The organism is Parolsenella sp. LCP21S3_E11, assembly GCF_052118165.1.
Classification (GTDB): Bacteria; Actinomycetota; Coriobacteriia; order Coriobacteriales; family Atopobiaceae; genus Parolsenella.
The window spans coordinates 737641-759810 of record NZ_JBQKHS010000001.1 but is presented as its reverse complement, the minus strand read 5'-3'; the positions used below and the strand labels follow the sequence as shown (position 1 = coordinate 759810).

Below are 22170 nucleotides of genomic sequence, written 5' to 3'. Positions count from 1 at the left end.
ACGAGAGCGGTAAGAACCCCGCCATGCCAACGCTGGACGCCGTGCCGGAGAGGTGGCGCGCCCGCGTGGGCGACCTGTTCGACACGTGGACGGACGTCATGGGGCGCAACCGCGTCCTGCGCGACTACTACGAGATGCACAACAGGCTGCGCGACCTTGGCATCTCCGTGCCGCCGACGCTCACGGGCATCAACTGCGTCACGGGCTGGTGCTCCAAGGCCATCCACGCCCACTCATCGCGCTCCGTGTTCGACGGCTACGTGTTCGACGGCCAGGCGGACGGCACGCTCGACTCGCTCGTGAGGGCCAACCGCATGCGCTCCGCCTACCGCATGGCGTGCGCGAGCGCGCTCACCTACGGCGTGTCAGCGATGACCGTGATGCGCGGGGGCGCGGGCATGCCCGCCGCCGTCGTGCGCACGTACAGCGCCAACCAGTTCTGCGCGCTGTGGGACAAGGACGCCGGGCGCATCGCATGCGGCGTCGTGCTCGCCGACGTCGACCGTGGCGGGAACGCGACGCGCTACGTCTGCCACTTCCCGGACGCGGTGCTCACGCTCACTCGCTCGGACGCCGACGCCACGCCGGCGCGCTGGTCCTGCGAGGTCGAGCCGAACCCGATGGGACGCCCCCTCATGGAGGTGTTCTGCAACGACCCAGACCCCGACCGGCCACTGGGCCACTCCATGCTCACGCCTGAGCTACTCGGCATCGTCGACAAGGCCATGCGCGACGTTCTGCGCATGGAGATCGGCGCGGAGTTCTTCACGTTCCCGCAGAGGTACATCCTCGGATGCGACGACGGCATCTTCTCCGCGCCCCCAGAGGACGAGGCGGGCGCCACGGGCGTCAGGGAGCCGGACGTCGACGTCACGGACACCGCGACCGAGTGGGACCCCGCCGACGAGTCGACCAAGCCCGCGAGGAAGTCGACCCCGCTCGAGCGCTTCAACGCGTACATCGGCTCGTTCATCGCCATCAACCGCGACGAGAACGGCGACCTGCCTCAGGTGGGGCAGTTCCCCGCGCCGACCGCCGACAACTTCACGCGCGTCTTCGAGAACGACGCCCAGCGCTTCAGCGGCGCGACCAACGTGCCGCTCGCGCAGCTAGGCGTGCTCTCCAACACCTACACATCGTCGGATGCCCTGGGCGCGGCCAACGACCCGCTCATCCTCGAGGTCGAGCGCATCAACGCTGACAACAAGGAGACGCTCGAGGAGGTCGCTCGCATGATGATGGCCGTGGCGGGCGGGGTTCCGCTCGACGGCCTCACCGAGCAGCAGCGCGGCGTGCAGGCGTACTTCCAGGACCCGTCCATGCCGACCATCGCCGCCCGCGCGGACGCGTGGACGAAGCTCGCGGGCGCGGACAACGGCATCGTTGGTACGGACGTCTACTACGAGGGCGTGGGGCTCTCGCGCCCGACCATCCAGCGGCTCCGCGCCGAGACCAGGCAGCAGGGGGCCATCGCGAGCCTCGCCCGCATGGCCGACGCCATGGAGGCGGCTGGAGCCGGCGACGCCGGGAACGGCGGCGGACAGTGATAGACCGCGACGCGTTCGACCGCTACGACCGGGCGCTCTCCACGAACGCGGACCTCGTCGCGGCGGCCGTCGCGTCACTCGAGAGAGAGATGGACGGGCTGGACTTCGACGAGATGGTCGCCGCCCTCGAGTCGCGATACCGCGCCCTGGTCACCGAGTACGGCACCTACGCCGCCGCCGTGGCCGTGGAGTTCTACGCGCAGCAGCGCGAGGCCTCCCGGCCGGATACGGACTACGAGGCCGTCCAGTGCTACCCCAAGGACTGGGCGCTGCTCGCGGACGACGTCAAGACCGAGGCCGTCAGGGGGCGCGAGGTCGCCGAGGTGCTGCGCTCGCTCGCGGGCCGCTCGCAGCAGCGCGTCATGGCCTACGCGGACGAGACGATCGACCGCAACGCCACGCTCGACCCGGCGCACCCGAAGTGGGCGATCGTCCCGCACGTCGGCGCGTGCGCGTGGTGCGTCACGCTCGGCTCCTTCGGGTTCGCCTACGGCTCCAAGAGCACGGCAATCAACGCGCGACACCCGTGGTGCAAGTGCACGCCCGCGCCCGACTTCGACCGCGACAAGCCATACCTGAGCGGATACAACCCGGAGGAGATGTACGACGCCTACCGCATGTGCCAGGACACGGTGCGGGACGACGCCGAACGCAGGTGGGCGGCCATGTCCGAGGAGGAGCGCTCGCGGTACGCCAGCGCGGGCCACGTCCGCAAGGACGGGACGCGCGGCAAGCGCCGAGTCGACTACCAGGCCTACCTCAAGCGCCGCACCGTCGAGGAGATGGGAAGGCGCGACAGGGGCTGGCTGCAAGGGCTCGAATACGACGATGAGTTCAAAATCTTGGACGGGGCAAGGCCGTCAAAGCTGGAGAAAGATACGGCGGCGCGCCTTATCGAAGATGGCATCATGCCGACATTCAGGCCGACGCGAGACCTCGAAATGCTAAAGACGTCAGACGTGTTCATTCCTGGCGCATCTGGCGTAATGGAGGAATGGGACTTCAAACGCCCGACCGGCAACGGGACCCAAACCATCTATCACCAGTTCGAGGAAGCCGCCGGACAGGCGCACAAGGTCGTAATCGACTTGAGGGACACGGCGCGCGGCGGAAGATATTCGGACGACTCATACGCACTCGGTATGACGGCTAAGTTCATCGCCTACGGATACAAGATCGAGAGTGGCGTAGAAAAAGGGGCAGGATGGCGCTTCGACGAGGCCATCGTCATAACGCAGTCAGGCTCGATAAAAAGAGTGACGAGGTGAACTAGCCCCCCCTGGTTAGGTCAGCGGGAGATTTCACCTCGTCGATTCAATTCTACCCCAAACCGCCCCGTGGGTGGGTGGAGTCGACGCGCCCGAAACAGTCAAGCCGCGAAGACACGCAACGCGCGGCGAACCAGCCGAATCAAGCCCCGAACGGGGCTTTTTTCATACACGCCCGCCACGGGCGGCAACCGTGGCACCAACCGCGCAGGCCGGGAAAGCCTGCTCGCACACTCCCGAGCGGGAGGGAAACGACAGAAGGGACCTGCACATGCCAAACGAGTTCGAGCCGATCACGAGCCAGGAGCAGTTCGACCAGGCCATCAAGGCCCGCATCGAGCGCGCCCAGGCCAAGGCCGTTGAGCGCTTCGCCGACTACGACGACCTCAAGGCCAAGGCCGACAGGCTGGACGACCTCGAGAGGACGTCAAAGGCGGACATCGACGCCGCCAACGAGCGCATCCGCGAGCTTGAGGACGCCGCCGCCAAGCGCGACGAGGCCGACGCCGTGAGGGAGGCGCGAGACCGCGTGTCCCGCGAGACCGGCGTGCCGGCTTCGCTGCTCCAGGGCGAGACCGAGGAGGACATGGCCGCCTCGGCCAAGGCGATCAACGACTTCGCGCTGAGCAAGGCCCCCGGCTACCCGCTCGACAAGGGCGGCGCGGCCAAGGCCGACCCGGCGCAGGCGCGCAGGTCCATCGAGGAAATCAGAAACCCGGCCCAGCGCGTCATGGCGCGCGCGGCCAACATCAGCCTCTACCAGTAGGGAGAAACAACATGGCAACCATCGCCAACACGTCCGACTCCGCCGCCCTCAACGCCGCCCTCGACCAGGAGTTCGTCAAGAACTTCCAGGGCGACGCCACGCGACTCATGGAAATCCTCGGCATCTTCGGCGTAGAGACGGTCGCCGCCGGCACCGCGCTCAAGATGCTCAAGGTCACCGGCGCGCTCAACAACTCCAAGACCGACGCGTCCAAGTCCTCCGACACCGGCGCGACCGCCGTCACCCTCGGCTCCAGCTCCGGCACCGCCTACGTCGAGGGCGACGAGGTCGCTCTCTCCAAGTTCAGCGCCGTCTATGAGCCCGTGGGCGAGGTCACGGCGCGCCCGTACCGCAAGATGACGACCGCCGCCGCCATCCAGAAGTCCGGCTACGTCAACGCCGTCCTCAAGACCGACCAGAAGATGGAGTCCCTGCTCTACGCGGACGTCGTGTCCCAGTTCTTCACGTTCCTCGCCACCGGCACCGGCACCGCCACCGGCAAGGGCCTCCAGGCCTGCGCCGCCAACGTGGACGCCACGCTCGGCGACACCCTCGAGACGAACGGCGACTCCACGTCCCGCATCATCCACTTCGTGAGCCGCCAGGACGCTGCCGAGTACATCGGCGGCGCCACCATCACCGACCAGAGCGCCTTCGGCCTCACCTACCTCGAGAACTTCCTTGGCCTGACCAACGTGTTCCTGACCAACAAGGTCGCCAAGGGCACCATGTACGCCACGCCCGCCGAGAACCTCCACCTGTTCGGCACGGACTACTCCGCGCTCGCCCAGGCCGGCCTGCCGTACGCCACCGACGCCGACGGCCTCATCGGCATCGCCCACACGCCCGCCTACGACCGCGTCTCCGTCGAGACGAACGTCCTCACCGGCTGCACCATCTTCCCGGAGGTCAAGGACTACATCGTCAAGGGCACCATCTCCGCCAAGTAAGGGGGCGCAATGGCGTCTTACGCAACGGTCGAGCAGTACCGCGTCGACACGCTAGACGAGTCGAGCGACGAGGCGAGGGTCACGGCCGTGCTGGAGCAGCAGAGCGCCAAGCTCCGCGCCACGCTCGGCATCGGCGAGTCCCGCGCCCTGTCGGGCGACGCGGCCACGCTCGCTCGCCTCCTCGTGACCGACGCCGCCCGCAAGCAGCTCGTCCCGCCCTCCTTCGAGGGCGTGGGCGAGGTCGCGGGCGCGACCCAGACGAGCTTCACGGCAAACGGGTTCCAGGGGAGCTACACGCTCGCCAACCCGTCCGGCTCAGCCTACTTCGACCGCTCGAACCTCGCGGCGCTCAGGAAGCTGCTCGGTCGCGGGCAGCGCATCGGCGTCGTGTGCCCGTCCTACGGGGGCGGGCGATGCTAGGCGAGGAAGTGTCCGTGCTCAGGCGAAGCCAGACGGGCACGGACTCCATGGGCGAACCCACTTACGAATGGGCGGCAGAGCTTGTTGGCGGGTGCCTCGTGCGCCCGCTCGACGGCTCGGACGCCACCGCCGCCGACGCGCCCGACGGGAGGCGCTGCGAGTACCGCGTCGCCTTCCCGAAGTCATGGACGGCCACCGCCGCGCCCCTCGCGGGGTGCCGCGTGGCGCTCGTGGCGCGAGGCATGGACGCCGACGACCCGGACGGGGCGCTCCGCGTCTCCGGCTCGCCAGACCGCACCGCGCCGTGCCCCACGCGATGGGACATGGCCGCCGACGTTTGGAGGGCCGATGGCTGACACGCTCAGGTTCGGGAACTTCACGCTCGACCGCGCGGGCGTCATCGAGATATCCAAGTCAGCCGCCGTCCAGTCCGCCCTCGGCTCGATTGCGTCCTCCATGGCCAACAGGGCCAACGCCGAGGCCTCCACGCGCATCAGCGACGAGGACGCGACCTTCACCAGGAACGGGCACGAGATCGCGCGAAAGCGGCCGTACGAGGCCGAGGTCAAGGCCATCCGACGGACTGCGATCGGCATCGTGTCGACCACTGGCGAGCAGGGGATGCGCGACCAGTCGCTCAACCACACGCTCGACGGCCTAAACCACTAGGGGGCGGCATGAGAAGGATTGACGTCCAGGGGCGGCTGCGGGCCGTCCTGGCAAGCGCCCTCCCAGGCGTGGAGGTGCGCGTCAGCGTGCCCGACCCGAGGCCCGCCACGCTTGTCGTGGTAAGGCGCGAGGGCGGCGCTGCGGCCAACGCGCTCGTCGACCGCGCGGGAATCGGCATCCAATGCTGGGCGGCGACCGAGGCGGAGGCCTACGACCTCGCCGAGAGGTGCTCGCGCGCCATGCGCCGGCTGCGCATGGCCGACGGGTTCGGCCCCGTGACGGAGGAGTCGCTCCGCAGCGACTACGACGAGGTTCGCGGGTCCCCAAGGTGGTACGGGAGCTACACCGTGACCGCATACGCAGAACAAGAGGAATAGATAGGAGCCACACATGGCAGACAATCAGGAAGCCACGCAGACCAACGTGCCACTCAGCGACATCGACCCGACGCTCTCCACCGTCGGGAAGCCGGTGGACGGCGGCTGCGTCTGGTTCAACTTCGACCCGGACAAGGCGAAGCTGCCCACCGACGCCACCACCAAGATGTCGACGCTCACCGGATTCGAGAGCGTCGGCGAGATCTCCGACGACGGGCTGTCGTTCACCAAGTCCGTCACCGCCGACAAGAAGAAGGGCTGGCACAACGAGACCATCCTCTCCGCCGTCTCCGACGAGGAGCGCACGGTCAAGATGACGCTCGTCGAGCCGAACCGCCCGACCGCCGCCAAGGCCTACTACGGCTCGGCGAACGTCGAGGCAGACACCGACGGCTCGGTCAAGCACATCAAGGACGTCGCGGGCACATCCATCGCCGTCGCGGCGGTCGTGGACGAGCTGGAGACCAACGGCAAGCTCCGCCGCACGGTCATCCCGAAGATGACCATCGACAGCTTCGACGACGTGTCCCACAAGGCGGGCGACCTGCTCGGCTACGGCATCACGGGCACGCTCCTCAAGAAGGCCGGCGAGACCGCGCTCAAGCACATCTACCGCGCCAAGCCCGCGGAGTAGGGGGGAGACATGAGGACAGAGGCGCTCAACGCCATGACCGACGAGGAGCTGGAGCAGTACGCCCGCACGCTCGGGTTCACCACGAAGGCCGCGAAGTCACACGACGCCAAGGTCCGGCTCATCGCCAAGCGCCGCGAGCGCGGCGTGGACGTGAGCGCCCTGGGCGTCGACCTCCGCGTGCCGGTCCGGGCGGCGCACGACCTGCGCTTCACGCAGCTCATCAGCAAGCCCGACCGCACGGACGACGACATCGAGGCGGCGATGGCCATGCTGCTCGGAGAGGAGCAGATGGACGCGCTGCGCGAGGCCGCGACCGAGGACGACGGCACCGTCGACCAGGACGCGCTCGCGTTCGCTTACGCGCGAATCCTCTCGAGCGACGAACTAAAAAACTTCTAGCGCTCGCCACGATAGAGGGCACGCGCCTCCGCGACCTCAGGCACGACTTCAGGGCCTACTACCACGTGGCCTACGAGGACGTGCCGGTCGCGGAGGCCGTCGACCTCATATCCACCCTGCCGGACGGCTCGCGCACCGCGTCGGCGCTCTCACCATCGCGGGCGTGGTCCCCGGAGAAGCAGCGGGCCGCCGACGTCATCGACGCGATGTGGGCCGTCGCTACGTGGCAGGCGGGAGGCGTGACGCAACGCCAGGCCATGGAGAGGGCTCCGCACGCCGTGCGCCCGTGGGAGCGCGAGCAGGGCATGCGCGAGGCCGACGAGGCCCGACGCCGCGCCGCCGCCGTGCGCGAGCGGATAGAGAACACGAAGTGGGAGGAGGACGATGGCTAACGTAGGCAAGGCGTCGCTTCTCATCGTCCCCAAGTTCGACAACCTGACCGGGAGCGTCAACAGGGCGCTCGGCGCGGCGGGGGCGACCGCGTCGGCGTCTGGCTCCGCGCTCGGCGAGAAGACCGGTTCCGGGTTCGGCAGGGGACTGGGCGCGTCAGGTGCCGTCATCGGCGCGTTCTCGACCATCACGAGCAAGGCGATGGACTCCATCTCGAGCCACGTCGGCTCTGCCGTGAGTCGCTTCGACACGCTCAACAACTACCCCAAGGTCATGCAGTCGCTGGGCTACAGCTCGAGCGACGCGGAGGCTTCCATCGCCAAGATGAGCGACCGCCTCTCGACGCTGCCGACCAAGCTCGACAGCATGGTGAGCCTCGTCCAGGGCCTCGTCACCACGACGGGCGACCTCGACAAGGCCACGGACGTCGGGCTCGCGCTCAACGACATGCTCATCGCGTCCGGCAGCTCGACCGAACTGGCGGGCGCCGCCATGGAGCAGTTCCGCCAGATCCTCTCCAAGGGCAAGCCAGAGATGCAGGACTGGCGCAGCCTCACCACGGCCATGCCCGGACAGATGGACCAGCTCGCCAAGTCGCTGCTGGGGCCGACCGCCAACGCCAACGACCTGTACAAGGCCATCGGAGGCGGCGGCGAGGAGGCCACGATCTCGCTCGACCAGCTCATGGACAAGATGGTCGAGCTGGACACCCAGGGCGGCGGCAGCTTCGCGAGCTTCAAGGACCAGGCCGAGACCGCCGCCGGCGGCGTGCGGACGTCCATCGACAACATGGGCAACGCCGTCACCAAGGGCATCGCCGCCACGATGGACGCCATCGGCAAGGAGAACATCTCCGGCGTCATCAACGACATCAAGACCGGCATCCAGGCGGCTTTCGCCGCCTTCAACTCAGTGGTTCCGGCCGCCGTGCCCGTGCTCAAGGGCCTGTGGGGCGCGCTCAAGGACGTGGCGCCGACCGCCATCACGGCGGGGGCCGCGTTCGCGACCATGAGCAAGGGAGCCGGCGCGTTCGGGGCCATCAAGTCCGGGCTCGGCGTGTTCCCCAAGCTCGTCGACGCGTTCCAGCTTGCGGCGGGAGGCGCGGGCACGCTCACCGAGGCGTTCGGGGCCGTCGGACTCGCGATCAACCCTATGACGCTCGGACTCGGGGCGCTCGCCGTCGCCGTTGGCGTTGGCGTGACGGCCTACACGACGTGGAAGACCAAGACCGACAACCTCGCCAAGTCGACCCAGGGCCTGAGCGACGCCGTGGCCCGCGCGACCTCGCTGTCCGACTACCGAGGCCGCATCGACGGCGTGGGCCAGAGCGCGGGGTTCTCCGCGAAGTCCGTCGACCAGCTCGCAGAGAGCATGGCCAAGTCCGTCGACAGGATGAACGAGAACACCGAGGCGGCCGAGACGACCATCTCGCAGCTCAACACGGCCCGGCAGATAGTGGACGACTCCATCGGCAAGACCGACCTCTCGACCGAGGCGCAGGGACGGCTCCAGTGGGCTCTCTCGACGCTCAACGACCAGCTCGGGCTCAACATCTCGAGCCAGGACGTCCTTAACGGCAAGTACACCGACGGAGAGGGCAACGTCCAGGACCTCAGGCAGTCGATTGACGACCTCGTTGAGGCCAAGAAGCGCGACGCGCAGATGAGCGCCATCACGGCGAACCTCACCGAGGCGTACAGCGACCAGGCCGACGCGGCGGACGCGCTCGCAAAGGCGCAGAACGATTACAACGACCAGGTCGACCACCTGATGGGCGTCCACCCGTCATGGACGCGCCAGCAGGCCGAGGACCTTGCGAGCCGCCAGGAGCAGGGCCGCACGCTCCAGAGCGTGCAGCAGCAGTACGACAGCGCCACTGACGCGGTGAACAAGTACACCACGCAGCTCGGCGACGCAGCCGCCGCGACCGACGGCGTGAACGACGCGATGCAGCAGTGGGCCAACGGTACGGGGCCGCTCTTCGAAAGCCAGCTCTCCAGCCACGGGCAGTCGCTGACTGCGCTCACCGAGGACCTGCGCACGCTCGGCGCGAGCACGGAGGACCTGGGCAAGCTCTCGGCCGACCAGCTCGAGCGGCTGGCGCGCGACTACGACGGCACCACGACCTCCATCGTGTCCGACCTCGGCGAGTGGGGCGTTGGCATGGACGAGAGCGCCGCCAAGGCCGCGCAGGCCGCGGGCGACATCAAGTCCGCGCTCGACGGCATGGACGGCCTCGCCGACAGGCTCGACGGGGTTGGCGTCAACGTGTCCGACCTCTCGCAGGCCCTCGCCGACGCGGGGGTGTCGACCGAGACGCTGAACCAGATCGGCTCGGACAACCTTGGCGCGCTCGCGGAGGCTTGCAACGGCGACGTCTCGCAGATGGTCGCCATGCTGCAGATGTACAACGGCACCCCGCTCGTCAACAAGGACGGCTCCATCAACGTCGACGACGTCAAGCTCGTCGACGCCCAGGGCAACCTGTACACGTGGAACGGCTCGCAGCTGCTCGACAAGGCGGGCAACGCCGTCGTGGACGACGTGAGCGTCACCGACGCCCAGGGCCACAAGGTGGAGTGGAACGGTTCGAACCTGCTTTACAAGAGCGCCGACGGCACCGTCCACGACCTCATGAGCAGCTCAATCCGGCAGCGCGACGAGTGGAACCGTAGGGGACTCAACAACTACAGCGCGACGGGCAAGATCGACATCTTCGCCAACATCAGACAGACCATCTCCAAGGTCTTCGGCAACGCCCGCGGCGGCATCCGCCCGCACGCGGACGGAGGAATCATCCCGCGCTTCCACGCCCAGGGAGGCGCCATCGCCACCCGCGCCGTGCCGCTCGACATCGTTGGCGAGGCGGGGGCGGAGGCGATCGTGCCGCTGACGAACAGCAAGTACTCGGAGCCGTTCGCGCGCCAGATAGCCCAGCAGATGCGCGACGACCAACCGTGCGACGCCGCCATAGTCGTCGCGTGGTTGGAACAGCACCTGCCGCGAATCATCAGCACGTGCACGCCTGTGCTCGGGGAACGCGAGGCCGCGAGGCTCGGTAGAAAGTTGGTAGGTGCCAGTGTCTAACGAGTGCATGCTCACGTACGAGCCGGGAACGGGCGGCGGCCCCATCTGCCTCGACGACGCCAAGTCGGCGCTCGTCGGGACCGGGGCGTCGCTGCGTGGGTTCGAGTGGGCATACGAACTGTCGGCGGACTCGCTCACAGCCGCGCATCGCGGCGCGCGCGAGGAGGCCGTCTCCTGCTGGATGACGGCGGAGACCGCAGAGGCCGCGCAGGTCGCTTTCGAGGCCGACATGGAGCTGGGCAAGCCCGGCACGCTCTCGAGCGGCGGATGGTCGCAGCGCGCCTACGTCACCAAGGCCAAGCTGTCTGGCGTCTACCGTGGCGGCTCATGCGCCGCCACGCTAACCATCGTGCTGCTCGACGGGGTCTGGCGGCGCGAGACCACGTACCAGCTGCTGCCGGACTCGGGCCGCGAGATGGACAACGAGACGCTAGACTACCCGCACGACTACGGCCACGACTACGGCACGTCGTCAGTCGCGGGCGTCAACATCGACGTGCCCGGCGTGACGCCGTGCGACCTGCGCCTGCGCGTCTACGGGTACGCCGTATCGCCCTACGTGCGCATCGGAAACAACACCTACCAGGTCAACGTCATGGTCCCCGAGGGCGCCATCCTCACCGTAGACACGACACGCAAGGGCTCGATGCTTGGGGACTCCGTCACCCTGCGCGGGCGCTACGGAGACGTCACTGACGTGTTCTCGAAGCGCACGCGCGGCTCCGTGGGGTCCGGTAGCTACATCTACGAGCTCGTGCAGCCGGGGCCGCAGAACGTCTCGTGGCCGCAGTCGTTCGGCGTCGACGTCACGCTCATCGAGCGCAGGGGAGGCCTGCCGTGGACCTAGTGCTCAAGACAAGCGACGGGACCGACCTCATGGTCCTCTCCCCGGAGTCGGCGGACTTCGCCTGGGGCGAGGACGAGAACGACTTCGAGCTCGTCTTCCCCGACGCGCCAAACCAGCCAAAGTTCGAGCGCTGGGGGTACGTCTACGCGGAGGGCACCGAGTACGGCGGCATGCTCACCGAGGTCAAGAGCGAGGACGGGCTCGTGAGGTGGCGCGGCCCCACCTGGACGGGGATGCTCGCCCGCAAGGTGCTCGTGCCGGACTCCGGCCAGGACCACCTGACCGTGTCCGGCGAGGCGAACGCGGTGCTGCGCCAGCTCGTCGCCCGGATGGGCCTCGGGGACGCGCTCGCCGCCTCCACCGAGGACAGCCGCATCCAGGTCAAGGGCTACCGGTTCGAGTTGTACTGCGACGGCTACTCGGGCGTCCGCGCGATGCTCGCCTCGGCCGGCGCGAAGCTGCGCGTGCGCCACGACGGCGAGCGCGCCGTGCTCTCAGCCCTCCCCGTCAGGGACTGGAGCCGCGACGAGGAGTTCGACAGCGACCTCGTCGACGTGCTCGTGGATGACGACGCCCAGTTCGTGAACCACCTCGTGGCCCGAGGGCAGGACGAGAAGCAGAACCGCGTGAGCGCCGAGCTCTACCTGGACGAGAGGGGCAACGTCAGCGAGACGCAGACGTACAGGGGAGTCAGGGAGCGCTCCGAGTACTACGACTACACGAGCGCCGACCGGGCGAAGCTCGTGGAGGACGGAACCAAGCGCCTCAAGGACTACTACGCGAAAGCGCAGTCGGTGAGCGTGACGCTCGGCGCGTCGGACGACCGGTTCGACATCGGCGACGTCGTCGGCGGCACGGACCAGCGCACGGGGATATCGGCCACGGCGACCGTGGCGAAGAAGGTGCTCAAGGTGGACAGGTACGGCACGGCCACGGTGAGCTACGAGACCGAGTGAGGAGGAGCCCATGTACGAGGAGGGCTACTGCAACATGGAGTGCGACGTCAAGGGCTGCGGACTGAAGCTTTCCGTGCCCGTCGACGAGCGGGACAACTACGGCTGGGAGGTCCAGCGCGAGGTGGAGGGGTCCGACGGCACCACCCGCAAGGTGTGCCTGTGCCCCGTGCACTCGATCGCCTACCACGCCGCGCGCAAGGCGTACGCCGAGTCAATCGACAGGCTACTTGAGGGTGATGCCAAGTGACGACAGAGCTCGTGACGGCCCACGCGGGGAAGAACCACATCGGCAGCGAGGACGTGGGCGCGCTCTACGCCGGCGCGCTCGGCAGCGGACGCTTCGCCTTCGACGTCGGCGAGGGCCTGGCCGTGACCATGACGGACGCCAACACCGTCCGCATCGGCACCGGCGTCTTCCTCATGGACGGGCGCCAGGTCCGCGTCAAGGAGGCCGAGAGCGTCAAGGTCGCCAACGGCTCGCAGGGCGCATTCCGCCGTGACCTCGTGACGTACACCTACAAGCGCGACCCGTCCAACGGAAACGTCGAGGAGGGCGCGTGGTCCGTGCTCCAGGGCACCGCCGCCGCGAGCGAGGCGGAGGCCAAGGCGCCGGACTACGTCGCAGGGAACATCCTCGACGGCGACCTCACCGCCACCGTGGCCGTCGCGGAGGTCTCCCTCTCCGGCCTGACACCCACGGCAAGGCTCCTGCTGCCCTCCGTCGTTAGTCTGAGGACCCTCGGGGATTCCGTATCCCACGGCGGCGAGCAGCCGTTCGCGGGAGGCTACCTGTACCGCTTCGGGCCGCTGCGCGTGCTCCAGATCCAGAACATGACGCTTCAGGCAAACGTGCCGCGAACGGTGGGCAAGCTGCCGGTGAAGCCGACGCGCGAAGTGGTCGGCGCAATCTCCTACGGCACCTCGGCGGGATACGTTTCCGTCCACACCGACGGGACCGTGATCTGCATGGCCAAGGCCGGAGGCGACTTCTCCGGACAGGTCTGCTTCCTGGCCGGCTAGACGGCGAACGTGACACTCACGTCAACCGTGGCCCACACGATCTCGTCCTGTCTGTACAGCTGCGTCAGGTAGACGCTTCCGTCGGTATCGACGCGGGCCATGCCCCAGGCATGGTCGTTGACGCCGAACAGTGTCATGACCCGCACGCGCGGGGCGCAACCGTCGGCGAGTTACGCGACCTTGATTGGGTTCACCGCACGCGTAAGCGAATTGCTTCCGCTGATGTGGACAGTCACGCACCCGCCGCGCTTGAAGTCCTCGACGATGAGGTCGTTAAAGACCTGCTTTTTGACGGGGGATACGGAATCACATGCCGATGGGGTACGACAGCGAGGCGAAGTGGTTCTGATTGTCCGTTTTGCCGCCCATGCTCTGCGCCCTGATGGTTCCGTCCGGCATGACGAACAGGCGGTAAGAGTTATCCGCGCCGCCGTACTCGGTGACCATCGCGGCCGACCAGGCGTGAGAGGGCCTTAGCTCCTCCGGGATGGTGTAGCCGCACGTGATTCCGGAGGAGGGCTCCGCGATGATCTGCGCCGCTCTGACGTACACGGTCATGCCCACGCGGACGACGCTCCAGTTCGTCGTCTCGTAAAGGGATACGGAATCCTCTACGACCCCAGCAGCGCCCTCGAGTAGCAGTCGCCCGCCCTGGACACCACCTGCCGGAAGCTCTGCAGGTAGTGCTGTATGCAGGTGTTGACCGTCGAATGGCCGAGCGCCACGCTCACGTCCTCGATGGCGGCCCCCGCCTCCAGCGCGATCGTGGCCCACGAGTGCCGCAGGCACGTCACCGGCACCCACGGCAGGCCACGCGCGGCGCAGAAGCGCCTGAACCTTGCCGACACGGCGTTGGGGGAGAGGCCGCACGTCCTCCCGCGCCTCCTGTCCCCGCGGATCGCGCGGAGCCGCTCGAGTGCCCACCGCGGCAGCCTGAGCCACCTGTCTGACAGCCTCGTATTGCAGGGGGTGACGTCCTCGCCGCCGCGGACCGAGTGCCTGCCGCGCTGCACGTGGACCCATCCGCCGCGCCAGTCTATGTCCGGCCACTCGACACCGCAGGCCTCGCAGCGCCTCAGCCCGAGCGCGGCCGCGAGCAGGACGACGGGCTCGAACTCCTGGCCCGCTATCTCGCGGAGCATTTGCCGCTCTTCTACGGCTCGCAGGGTCGGTCTCCTCACGACCGGCTTGCGCGGCAGCTCGATTCCCTGCGTCACGTCCCACACGCGCAGCTGGTGGCGCCGCAGCGCCCACCGGTAGACCTGCCGGAAGGTCTTGAACGCCTTCTCGGCGGCGCCGGGCCTCTCGAACCCGTCGACCCACGCCTGGAGCTCCTCGAAGCCTATCCCCTCCAGCTCGCGGCCCGCCCATCGCGGCGCGAGGTGGCACCTGACGGCGCTCTCGTAGCCCTCGAGCGTGGTCCTGCGGAGACGCCTCGCGCGGTCCTCCATGTACTCGGCGACGGCAACCTCGAACCTCATATCGTCCTCCAAATCCCAGTGCGCCCGCGCCCCATGCGCGGGGTTCCGTACTGGGATTTTCGGCATGCAAGCAAGCAATCGGAAGGAAGGGGACATCATGTCCGACATCGGTCTCATCCAGTTCGACGACGCGCAGGTCTGGGCCATCGGCCTCGCGTGCGTCCTTATGCTCATGGACTTCGTCACGGGGTTCGTCGGCGCCGTCGTGCGCGGCGACGTGTCGAGCTCCAAGATGCGCGAGGGCCTCGGCCACAAGGCGCTGCTGCTCTGCGTGATCGTGCTCGCGGTCATCGTCGAGGCCGGCGCGCAGCACGTCGCGGGACTCGGCTTCGGCGGCGTGACCGTCACGGTCGTCTGCGCATACATCGCGGTGATGGAGGTGGCGAGCTGCATGGAGAACGTCTGCGCCGCCTACCCGGAGCTCCGCGACACCCCGCTCATGCGGGTCTTCAAGCACGACGAGGGCGGCGAGGAGTAGCATGGCCAAGCTCTTCGTCATCTGCGGACACGGCGCGGGCGACCCCGGCGCGGACGGCGGCGGCTACACCGAGGCCGAGCGCGTGCGCGCCCTGGGCGCGCGCATCAAGGCGCTCGGCGGCTCCGAGGTCGAGCTTGGCGACACGTCGCGCAACTGGTACCGCGACGGCGGTATCAGCCGCCTCGAGACATCGGCGCCCGTGGTCGAGCTGCACATGGACGCCTCCGGCGTGCCGGGTGCGCACGGCGCCCACGTCATCATCAAGTCAGGCTTCGCGGCTGACGAGTACGACAAGGCGCTTGCCGACAAGCTCTCGGCCATGATGCCGGGCCGCGCCGAGAAGATCGTGCACCATTCCGAGCTGGCCAACGTCAACCGCGCCGCGCGACGCGGCATCAACTACCGGCTCGTAGAAAACGGCTTCATCGACAGCGACGTCGACCTCGCCTACTTCAACTCGCACGTGGACGACATCGCGAGGGTCTACCTCGAGGTCTTCGGCATCGAGCCCGGGAGCGCCCCGTCCGAGCCAGAGGGTGGCGCGTCCGGCTCAGGCTCCACTGGCTTCGAGGGCGGCACCTACCGCTGCACCGTGGGCACGCTCAACGTCCGCGACACGCCGGGCCTCTCCGGCTCCGTCGTCGCCCGGTACCACAAGGGCCAGACCGTCGTGCTCGATGACTGGTACAAGTCGTCCGACGGATACATCTGGGGCCGCTACACCGGCTCCACGAGCGGCAAGCTCCGCTACGTCGCCGTCGGCAGGGCCACGGGCAAGCCCGAGTCGGATGACTACCTCGTGAGGGTGGGCTAGTGGTGCGGCGCGTCGTGGGCGTGCTGCTCGCATTCCTGGCGCTCGAGCTCGCGCTGTGGGCCGTCATGTTTGCCGAGACCTTGTCCGCCTGCGCGTCCGGCCCCGACTCCGACCTCAGGCCAGTCGTGACGGACAATCCAGCGACCGAGGCTACCACCCACATCGTTATCGAGGGCGCCTTGCCCTAGGTGCGACACCTGCGCCCCGAAGGATTAGCTCGAACCTTACTCGAACCAACTGCGACTGACCCCTCTCCGCCTTCGGGCGGGGAGGGGCTTTTTGTTCCAAAATGGGACCCGAATGCGGCCAAAATGGCGCGAAAAATCGTAAATTGCACGAAGTTAGAATGAATAACCGCAGCTAGAACGTATTACAGTTATAAGAATGAACTACCGTATATAATCAATAAGAATCGACACCTTGAGGAAGGGAAGTCTCCTTGACGGACTATAAGTACAAGCGCGTGTTGCTCAAGCTCTCTGGTGAGGCCCTTATGGGTGGCGGCGTCTATGGCGTAGACCCCAAGGTCGTCGACCACCTTGCTGAGGAGATTAAGCTCATCCACGATGATGGCATCGAGATTGGCATCGTCGTTGGTGGAGGTAACATCTTCCGTGGCGTGTCTGGCGCCGCTGGCGGCATGGATCGAGCCCAGGCAGACTATATGGGCATGCTCGCCACTGTCATGAACGCTCTTGCCCTTCAGGACAGTTTCGAGCGTCACGGTATGACTACGCGCGTGATGAGCGCCATCAAGATGGACGAGGTGTGTGAGCCCTATATTCGTCGTCGTGCAATCAAGCACCTCGAGAAGGGCTATATCGCAATCTTCGCGGCCGGTTCCGGCAACCCGTATTTCACGACGGACACCGCAGCTGCTCTTCGCGCTTGCGAGATTGATGCTGACTGCCTCATGAAGGCCACCAAGGTTGACGGCATCTACGACGCTGACCCCGTGAAGCACCCCGATGCCAAGAAGTTTGACCAGATTACTTATCGTGAGGTCCTTACTCGCGATCTTAGGGTCATGGATGCAACCGCTACGGCTCTTTGCAGCGATAACAACATGTCTATGATCGTGTTCAACATTGACCAGCCGCACGTGTTCGCCGATGCCCTCCAGGGGCTTCCGGTTGGTACCACCGTCTATGGGGAGGAGACCCACTAATGAGCGAGATCACCAACAACGCGCGTACGCGCATGGACAAGTGCCTCGAGTCTCTTAAGGCCAACTTCGCGCGCGTTCGTACCGGTCGCGCCAACCCGCACATCCTTGATTCCATCATGGTTGATTATTACGGTCAGGCGACCCCGGTTACGCAGCTTGCCGGTGTCAAGGTTCCCGAGGCTAGCATGCTCTGCGTCGAGCCCTGGGATAAGAGCAGCCTCAACGCCATCGAGAAGGCCATCTCCCAGTCTGACCTCGGTATCACTCCGTCGAATGACGGCGTTGTCATTCGCCTCCCGTTCCCGAAGCCGACGGGCGAGCGTCGCAAGGAGCTCGCTAAGGAATGCCGCACCTACGCCGAGGAGGCTCGTGTTGCCGTGCGCAATGTCCGTCGCGAGGCAAACGCGAAGCTCGAGCGTGACGAGGAGCTCTCCGAGGACGACGTCCGTCGCGAGCAGGCTGTCATCCAGAAGCTGACTGACGAGTTCGTCGCTAAGATCGACGAGGCTACCAAGGCTAAGGAAGCCGAGGTAATGGAGATCTAGGAGCCTGTCCACCACTTATTTGAGGAGCAGAACGTGCTGCGCGACGAGCAGAAGCTGATCGAATACTTTGCCGATGCACCAGATGACATCTCGCTGTCTGATGTCAATCTCGACCATCTCCCCAGCCATATCTCCGTAATCATGGACGGCAATGGCCGTTGGGCCACCCGCCAGGGCAAGGAGAGGGGAGAGGGTCACATCGCGGGCATTTCCAGTCTTCGCGAAACCATCACCGCTTGCGTTCGACTCGGGATTGATGTTCTGTCCGCATATGCGTTCTCAACCGAGAACTGGAAGCGTCCACAGCATGAGGTCGATCTCCTCATGCATCTGTTCGCCACCACGCTTCTCAAGGAACTCCCCCTTTTCCATCAGGAAAACGTCAGGCTTGTATTTCTCGGAGACATCGAGGCTCTTCCAGAGAAGACGCGCGATGTCTTCGAGGAGGGTCTTGCTGAGACTGCGGGTAACACGGGCATGGTGCTCGCCCTTGCTGTGAACTACGGCGCAAGGGCCGAGCTCGCCCGTGCCGCCCGCACTCTCGCGGCTCGCGTGGCAAGTGGAGACATTAATATCGAGGATATCGATGAGGGTGCTGTCGCGGCCTCGCTCTATACCGCCGATCTTCCTGATCCGGAGCTTCTCATTCGAACCTCCGGAGAACTTCGACTTTCTAACTATCTCCTTTGGCAGCTTGCTTACAGCGAGTTCTATGTCACAGATACTCTGTGGCCAGATTTCGATCGCTGGGAACTCCTTCGTGGCATTAGGGCCTTCCAGGGCCGAGACCGTCGCTTTGGCGGGGTGAAAGCCTAATTGTCTACAGAAGAACATCGCGACAAGGAGACGCAATCCAAGGGTCCTGTCGGCATCAATAAGGTGTCGGATACCATGGAGCGCAGGCGAGCGGCCCGTGAAGACGCGCGCGTCATCGGTGGCCTTCGTAGTCAACGTTTTCGGTCGAGTGCTGAGAAGTTCATTACTCGCTCGACGTATGGTCTTCTCTATGCCGCGATTATTCTCGTCTGCCTCTTTTGGGGTCGAGTTCCCACGATGTTCCTCGTTTCCGCTATGTCATGGCTTTGTGGGTCTGAGTTCTACCGCATGGCTCGTCTGGGTGGCAGGATGCCTAACGAGTTTATCGGACTAGCTGCCGCCGCTCTGTATCCGCTTGCTGCGCTAGTCTCCGTTGAGGGTCAGACTGGAGTTACGCTCCTGCTCATGCTCGCAGCTGGCACTTGGTACGTCCTCACTCCTAGAGCTAGCATTTCTGATGCGGCGATTACGGTATTCGGGGCTGCCTATACAGGCCTGCTGTTCTCATCTGTCGTCGTTATCAGGGCTTCGTACCTTGGAACTGAAGGCGCGCTCCTAACGCTCGGCGTCATGGGGTCTGTCTGGGTTAACGATGCCACTGCATATATATTCGGGTCGCAATTTGGAAAGCATAAGATGGCTCCCCGCATCTCTCCCAATAAGAGCTGGGAGGGTTTCGTCGGCGGTCTTCTTGGTAGCTGCCTGACATGGATTGCTCTCTACGCGCTCAAGGTATGTGGGATCAGCCTGCTCCTCGCACTCATCGGGGGTCTTATCTGCGGCGTTTCTGGCGTCATCGGCGACCTCTTTGAGAGCCGCCTCAAGCGCGCGGTTGGAGTAAAGGACTCCGGGAACCTAATTCCTGGTCATGGAGGCCTTTTGGATCGCTCGGATTCCATGCTCTTTGCAACCATGACCGCCTATTTCGTCCTGCACATCGGAGGGATTCTGTGAGCATATTCGAGGACATGACCTCAAGCCTTGAAAGGCGTCGCCCGACTCGTCTGGCCCTCTTGGGCTGCACGGGGTCTATTGGCACCCAAACGCTTGATATCTGTCGCATGCACCCTGACAAGGTGGAACTTACTGCCATCGCGGTGAACTCTTCCTGCAAGGGGCTTGTAGAAGTTGCTCGGGAATTTGGCGTGCCCCATGTTGCCGTTGCAGACGAGGCCCGCAAGGACGACCCGATTCTCGAGGAGCTTCCCGAGGGATGCGACATTGGTTTTGGCCAGGACGCCGTCACGCGTCTTGCCAGCCTTCCGGACGTCGATTGCGTACTCGTTGCCGTAGTTGGCGAAGCTGGCATCTGGGCGAGCGCGGAGGCCCTTCGCTGCGGCAAGATTTGGGCGCCCGCAAACAAGGAGGCTCTTGTCATCGGCGGGGACCTTCTCATGCCCATGGCTAAGCCGGGCAGGGTCCTTCCCGTCGACTCTGAGCATAACGCCATCTATCAGTGCCTCGTTGGGGAGAGGCGCGAGGACCTTTCGAAGATTTGGCTCACCTGCTCTGGTGGACCCTTCTTCGGCAGCTCTCGCGAGCAACTCAAAAATGTCACCGCGACGCAAGCTCTCGCGCACCCCACGTGGAAAATGGGATCTAAGATCACCATCGACTGCGCAACCCTGATGAACAAGGGGCTCGAGGTCATCGAGGCGCATCATCTCTTCGATGTTCCCATTGACGACATCAATGTTCTCGTTCACAGGCAGAGTAAGGTACATTCCGCCGTCGAGTTCTCGGACGGCTCGGTTAAGGCGCAGCTTGGCCCCTCAGACATGAGAGTCGCCATTCAATATGCTTTGAGCTATCCAGAGCGCTGGGAAAGCCCGGCCACCCACGTGGATTGGCGCTCCAGCGAGCCCCTCACCTTTTCCGCGCCTGATGTCGAGTCGTTCCGCTGTCTCCCTCTCGCGCTTGAGGCGGGCCGTACGGGAGGCACGCTTCCCTGTGCGATGAACGCAGCCAATGAAGTGGCAAACGAGGCCTTTAGAAACGCCGCCTGTGGGTTCTGCGACATCGATCGCGTTGTCGAGCGCGTGATGGAGATGACGGAGGTCGAGCCGCTCTCCTCATTCGAACAGATAGCCGAGGTTGACGCTCTTTCGCGCAGTCGCGCTCGTGCTCTTGTCTCGGAGCTTGCATGAGCTGGCTCTCATCTTTTGCCTCGGCAGCCTTTTGGGGGATATTCCTTCTCTCGATACTCGTGTTCCTTCATGAGGGAGGGCATTTTCTTGCCGCCAGGGCTTTCGACATGCGCGTAACAGAGTTCTTTCTCGGCATGCCTTGTCGCTATAAGCTTTCGTACAAGAGTAGGACGCGCGGTACGGAGATTGGCATTACTCCCATACTCCTTGGGGGATACAACCGCATTTGCGGCATGAATGGCCCTGCAGGCACACGTGCTGCCGAGGTTCTTTCCGCCGTCGCGCGTGTCGGACGCATCAAAATCTCTCAACTCTCCGAAGACCTTGCCATGGATACGAATGAGCTCGTCGACGTTCTTTCCGTGCTGGTTGATTGGGCGTCTATAGAGCCGTACTACGATGAGAGCCTTGGAGAAAACCCAAGCCAAAAGACATGGCCAGAGCAAGTTCAGACCGTAGAGCGCGATGCGAACCTGCTGACTGCGTTCGATCGAGGCCACGACTTCTCGCTCCCCGGCTCTACGAAGGCGGGGGAGAGTCATGCCCTTCCTGATGGTGGAGCCGACGCGTTCTTTGCGCAAGAGCGGTCACGGACGTATCAGGGCAAAGGGTTCTTTGCTCGCGTGTTGACCCTAGTGGCAGGCCCCGCGGTCAATGTCGTTCTTGGCATTGCTCTAATCGTTGGCTGCCTTTCGATCGGCGGAGTCCAAGTCGTCGAAAACGTGCCGGAAATCGGGTTCGTTGAGGTGGGTTCGCTTGCCGAGCGGTGCGGTCTGACCGAAGGGGACCGAATCTCCTCCGTCAATGGAACGTCGGTCTCCACCTGGGTGGAGCTATGCGACCAACTCAACGAGTGCCTAGCGTCTGGCCAGACTTTCACCGTGGAGTTCAATCGCGATGGCCAGCAACTCGAAGGCGACGTTGACCCAGCTAACAACCCGCTTGAGTCTGGAAAGTTTGGCATCACGGCCGTCGTTACGACGTTGCACCCAAGCGTTGCCGACTCCATTAAGGCCGCCCACAACTATGTGACGGCAACGGTGTCCTATATTGCACGGCTGTTCCAACCCGCCCACACTGCCGAGGTTGTCTCGCAGTCTTCGTCCGTCGTTGGCATTTCCGTTATGGCATCTCAGGCTGCCGCTTCGGGTGCGAGAGACTTCCTGTTCCTCATGGCGGCGATTTCGCTTTCGCTCGGATTCATGAACCTCATTCCCATTCCTCCGCTTGACGGTGGAAAGTTTCTCATCGAGGTCATACAGCTGCTTATTCGCAGGGATGTCTCGATACGCGTTCAGAATGCCCTGTCTTACCTGGGCATTGTTCTCGCAATGATCTTGTTCTTCTTCGTCTTGAAGCAGGACATCGTTCGAATTATCTTTGGAGGTTAG

General features: G+C 65.1%; 28 protein-coding genes. 25 read left to right on the top strand and 3 right to left on the bottom strand.

The genetic code is table 11. The features are described 5' to 3' along the window. The first annotated feature begins 23 nt into the window (after window positions 1-23). From ACTQ1Z_RS03405 to ACTQ1Z_RS03330, 16 genes are all read left to right on the top strand, one after another. Window positions 24-1547: a phage portal protein gene (locus ACTQ1Z_RS03405; protein WP_441858711.1), complete on the top strand. Its 1524-nt coding sequence runs from the start codon at window positions 24-26 to the stop codon at window positions 1545-1547. Further along, window positions 1544-2815, top strand: a complete 1272-nt coding sequence (locus tag ACTQ1Z_RS03400; protein WP_441858709.1) for a VG15 protein — start codon at window positions 1544-1546, stop codon at window positions 2813-2815. The genes ACTQ1Z_RS03405 and ACTQ1Z_RS03400 overlap by 4 nt, the downstream gene beginning before the upstream one ends. Window positions 2816-3086: 271 nt before the next feature. Then, complete coding sequence (locus ACTQ1Z_RS03395; RefSeq protein WP_441858707.1) at window positions 3087-3581, top strand: hypothetical protein; 495 nt, start codon at window positions 3087-3089, stop codon at window positions 3579-3581. Window positions 3582-3592: 11 nt separating this feature from the next. Next, window positions 3593-4531 (top strand): hypothetical protein, encoded by a 939-nt coding sequence (locus ACTQ1Z_RS03390; RefSeq protein ID WP_441858705.1) that lies wholly within the window; start codon window positions 3593-3595, stop codon window positions 4529-4531. Window positions 4532-4540: 9 nt separating this feature from the next. Continuing rightward, complete coding sequence (locus ACTQ1Z_RS03385; protein ID WP_417571021.1) at window positions 4541-4951, top strand: hypothetical protein; 411 nt, start codon at window positions 4541-4543, stop codon at window positions 4949-4951. Window positions 4952-4965: 14 nt separating this feature from the next. After that, a complete protein-coding gene (locus ACTQ1Z_RS03380; RefSeq protein WP_441858703.1) occupies window positions 4966-5307 on the top strand; it encodes a hypothetical protein in 342 nt (113 codons plus the stop codon). Continuing rightward, a complete protein-coding gene (locus ACTQ1Z_RS03375; RefSeq protein WP_441858701.1) occupies window positions 5300-5620 on the top strand; it encodes a hypothetical protein in 321 nt (106 codons plus the stop codon). The genes ACTQ1Z_RS03380 and ACTQ1Z_RS03375 overlap by 8 nt, the downstream gene beginning before the upstream one ends. 8 nt (window positions 5621-5628) lie before the next feature. Continuing rightward, window positions 5629-5997, top strand: a complete 369-nt coding sequence (locus ACTQ1Z_RS03370; protein WP_441858699.1) for a hypothetical protein — start codon at window positions 5629-5631, stop codon at window positions 5995-5997. A 13-nt stretch (window positions 5998-6010) separates the two neighbouring features. Further along, window positions 6011-6631 (top strand): phage tail tube protein, encoded by a 621-nt coding sequence (locus ACTQ1Z_RS03365; protein ID WP_441858697.1) that lies wholly within the window; start codon window positions 6011-6013, stop codon window positions 6629-6631. Between the two features lie 9 nt (window positions 6632-6640). Continuing rightward, the gene (locus ACTQ1Z_RS03360; protein WP_441858695.1) at window positions 6641-7030 is read left to right on the top strand and encodes a hypothetical protein; all 390 of its coding nucleotides are present in this window, start codon (window positions 6641-6643) and stop codon (window positions 7028-7030) included. A gap of 65 nt (window positions 7031-7095) precedes the next feature. After that, window positions 7096-7422 (top strand): hypothetical protein, encoded by a 327-nt coding sequence (locus ACTQ1Z_RS03355; RefSeq protein ID WP_441858693.1) that lies wholly within the window; start codon window positions 7096-7098, stop codon window positions 7420-7422. Beyond that, the gene (locus tag ACTQ1Z_RS03350; protein WP_441858691.1) at window positions 7415-10507 is read left to right on the top strand and encodes a tape measure protein; all 3093 of its coding nucleotides are present in this window, start codon (window positions 7415-7417) and stop codon (window positions 10505-10507) included. Before ACTQ1Z_RS03355 ends, ACTQ1Z_RS03350 begins: the two co-directional genes overlap by 8 nt. Beyond that, window positions 10494-11354: a hypothetical protein gene (locus tag ACTQ1Z_RS03345; RefSeq protein ID WP_441858689.1), complete on the top strand. Its 861-nt coding sequence runs from the start codon at window positions 10494-10496 to the stop codon at window positions 11352-11354. The genes ACTQ1Z_RS03350 and ACTQ1Z_RS03345 overlap by 14 nt, the downstream gene beginning before the upstream one ends. Continuing rightward, complete coding sequence (locus ACTQ1Z_RS03340; RefSeq protein ID WP_441858687.1) at window positions 11345-12310, top strand: hypothetical protein; 966 nt, start codon at window positions 11345-11347, stop codon at window positions 12308-12310. The genes ACTQ1Z_RS03345 and ACTQ1Z_RS03340 overlap by 10 nt, the downstream gene beginning before the upstream one ends. A 10-nt stretch (window positions 12311-12320) precedes the next feature. Beyond that, window positions 12321-12557 carry a hypothetical protein gene (locus ACTQ1Z_RS03335; RefSeq protein ID WP_441858685.1) on the top strand — a complete coding sequence of 79 codons (237 nt, stop codon included), beginning with the start codon at window positions 12321-12323 and terminating at the stop codon, window positions 12555-12557. Further along, window positions 12554-13330, top strand: a complete 777-nt coding sequence (locus ACTQ1Z_RS03330; RefSeq protein WP_441858683.1) for a hypothetical protein — start codon at window positions 12554-12556, stop codon at window positions 13328-13330. Before ACTQ1Z_RS03335 ends, ACTQ1Z_RS03330 begins: the two co-directional genes overlap by 4 nt. Here the strand turns inward: ACTQ1Z_RS03330 and ACTQ1Z_RS03325 are convergent. The 3 genes from ACTQ1Z_RS03325 to ACTQ1Z_RS03315 all read right to left on the bottom strand — a co-directional run bounded on the left by ACTQ1Z_RS03325 (window position 13327) and on the right by ACTQ1Z_RS03315 (window position 14811). Next, entirely contained in the window at window positions 13327-13467 is a 141-nt protein-coding gene (locus tag ACTQ1Z_RS03325; RefSeq protein WP_441858681.1) for a hypothetical protein, read from the bottom strand. The two genes, ACTQ1Z_RS03330 and ACTQ1Z_RS03325, sit on opposite strands and share 4 nt — an antisense overlap. 169 nt (window positions 13468-13636) lie before the next feature. Then, a complete protein-coding gene (locus ACTQ1Z_RS03320) occupies window positions 13637-13882 on the bottom strand; it encodes a hypothetical protein (protein ID WP_441858679.1) in 246 nt (81 codons plus the stop codon). Between the two features lie 59 nt (window positions 13883-13941). Beyond that, the gene (locus tag ACTQ1Z_RS03315; protein WP_441858677.1) at window positions 13942-14811 is read right to left on the bottom strand and encodes a tyrosine-type recombinase/integrase; all 870 of its coding nucleotides are present in this window, start codon (window positions 14809-14811) and stop codon (window positions 13942-13944) included. A gap of 97 nt (window positions 14812-14908) precedes the next feature. On the opposite strand from ACTQ1Z_RS03315, the gene ACTQ1Z_RS03310 reads away from it, so the two are divergent. The 9 genes from ACTQ1Z_RS03310 (at window position 14909) to ACTQ1Z_RS03270 (ending at window position 22170) form a co-directional block, all read left to right on the top strand. Next, window positions 14909-15289, top strand: a complete 381-nt coding sequence (locus ACTQ1Z_RS03310; protein ID WP_441858675.1) for a phage holin family protein — start codon at window positions 14909-14911, stop codon at window positions 15287-15289. Between the two features lies 1 nt (window position 15290). Continuing rightward, window positions 15291-16103 carry an N-acetylmuramoyl-L-alanine amidase gene (locus tag ACTQ1Z_RS03305; RefSeq protein WP_441858673.1) on the top strand — a complete coding sequence of 271 codons (813 nt, stop codon included), beginning with the start codon at window positions 15291-15293 and terminating at the stop codon, window positions 16101-16103. Next, window positions 16103-16291 (top strand): hypothetical protein, encoded by a 189-nt coding sequence (locus ACTQ1Z_RS03300; RefSeq protein ID WP_441858671.1) that lies wholly within the window; start codon window positions 16103-16105, stop codon window positions 16289-16291. Before ACTQ1Z_RS03305 ends, ACTQ1Z_RS03300 begins: the two co-directional genes overlap by 1 nt. A gap of 251 nt (window positions 16292-16542) precedes the next feature. Next, window positions 16543-17271, top strand: a complete 729-nt coding sequence (pyrH, locus tag ACTQ1Z_RS03295; RefSeq protein ID WP_441858669.1) for a UMP kinase — start codon at window positions 16543-16545, stop codon at window positions 17269-17271. After that, window positions 17271-17816 (top strand): ribosome recycling factor, encoded by a 546-nt coding sequence (gene frr / locus ACTQ1Z_RS03290; protein WP_293845157.1) that lies wholly within the window; start codon window positions 17271-17273, stop codon window positions 17814-17816. The genes pyrH and frr overlap by 1 nt, the downstream gene beginning before the upstream one ends. Before the next feature lie 33 nt (window positions 17817-17849). Further along, window positions 17850-18632 carry an isoprenyl transferase gene (locus ACTQ1Z_RS03285; RefSeq protein WP_320678965.1) on the top strand — a complete coding sequence of 261 codons (783 nt, stop codon included), beginning with the start codon at window positions 17850-17852 and terminating at the stop codon, window positions 18630-18632. A gap of 75 nt (window positions 18633-18707) precedes the next feature. Beyond that, a complete protein-coding gene (locus ACTQ1Z_RS03280) occupies window positions 18708-19586 on the top strand; it encodes a phosphatidate cytidylyltransferase (protein WP_441858666.1) in 879 nt (292 codons plus the stop codon). Next, window positions 19583-20779: a 1-deoxy-D-xylulose-5-phosphate reductoisomerase gene (gene dxr, locus ACTQ1Z_RS03275; RefSeq protein WP_441858664.1), complete on the top strand. Its 1197-nt coding sequence runs from the start codon at window positions 19583-19585 to the stop codon at window positions 20777-20779. Before ACTQ1Z_RS03280 ends, dxr begins: the two co-directional genes overlap by 4 nt. Next, window positions 20776-22170 carry a M50 family metallopeptidase gene (locus tag ACTQ1Z_RS03270; protein WP_441858662.1) on the top strand — a complete coding sequence of 465 codons (1395 nt, stop codon included), beginning with the start codon at window positions 20776-20778 and terminating at the stop codon, window positions 22168-22170. The genes dxr and ACTQ1Z_RS03270 overlap by 4 nt, the downstream gene beginning before the upstream one ends.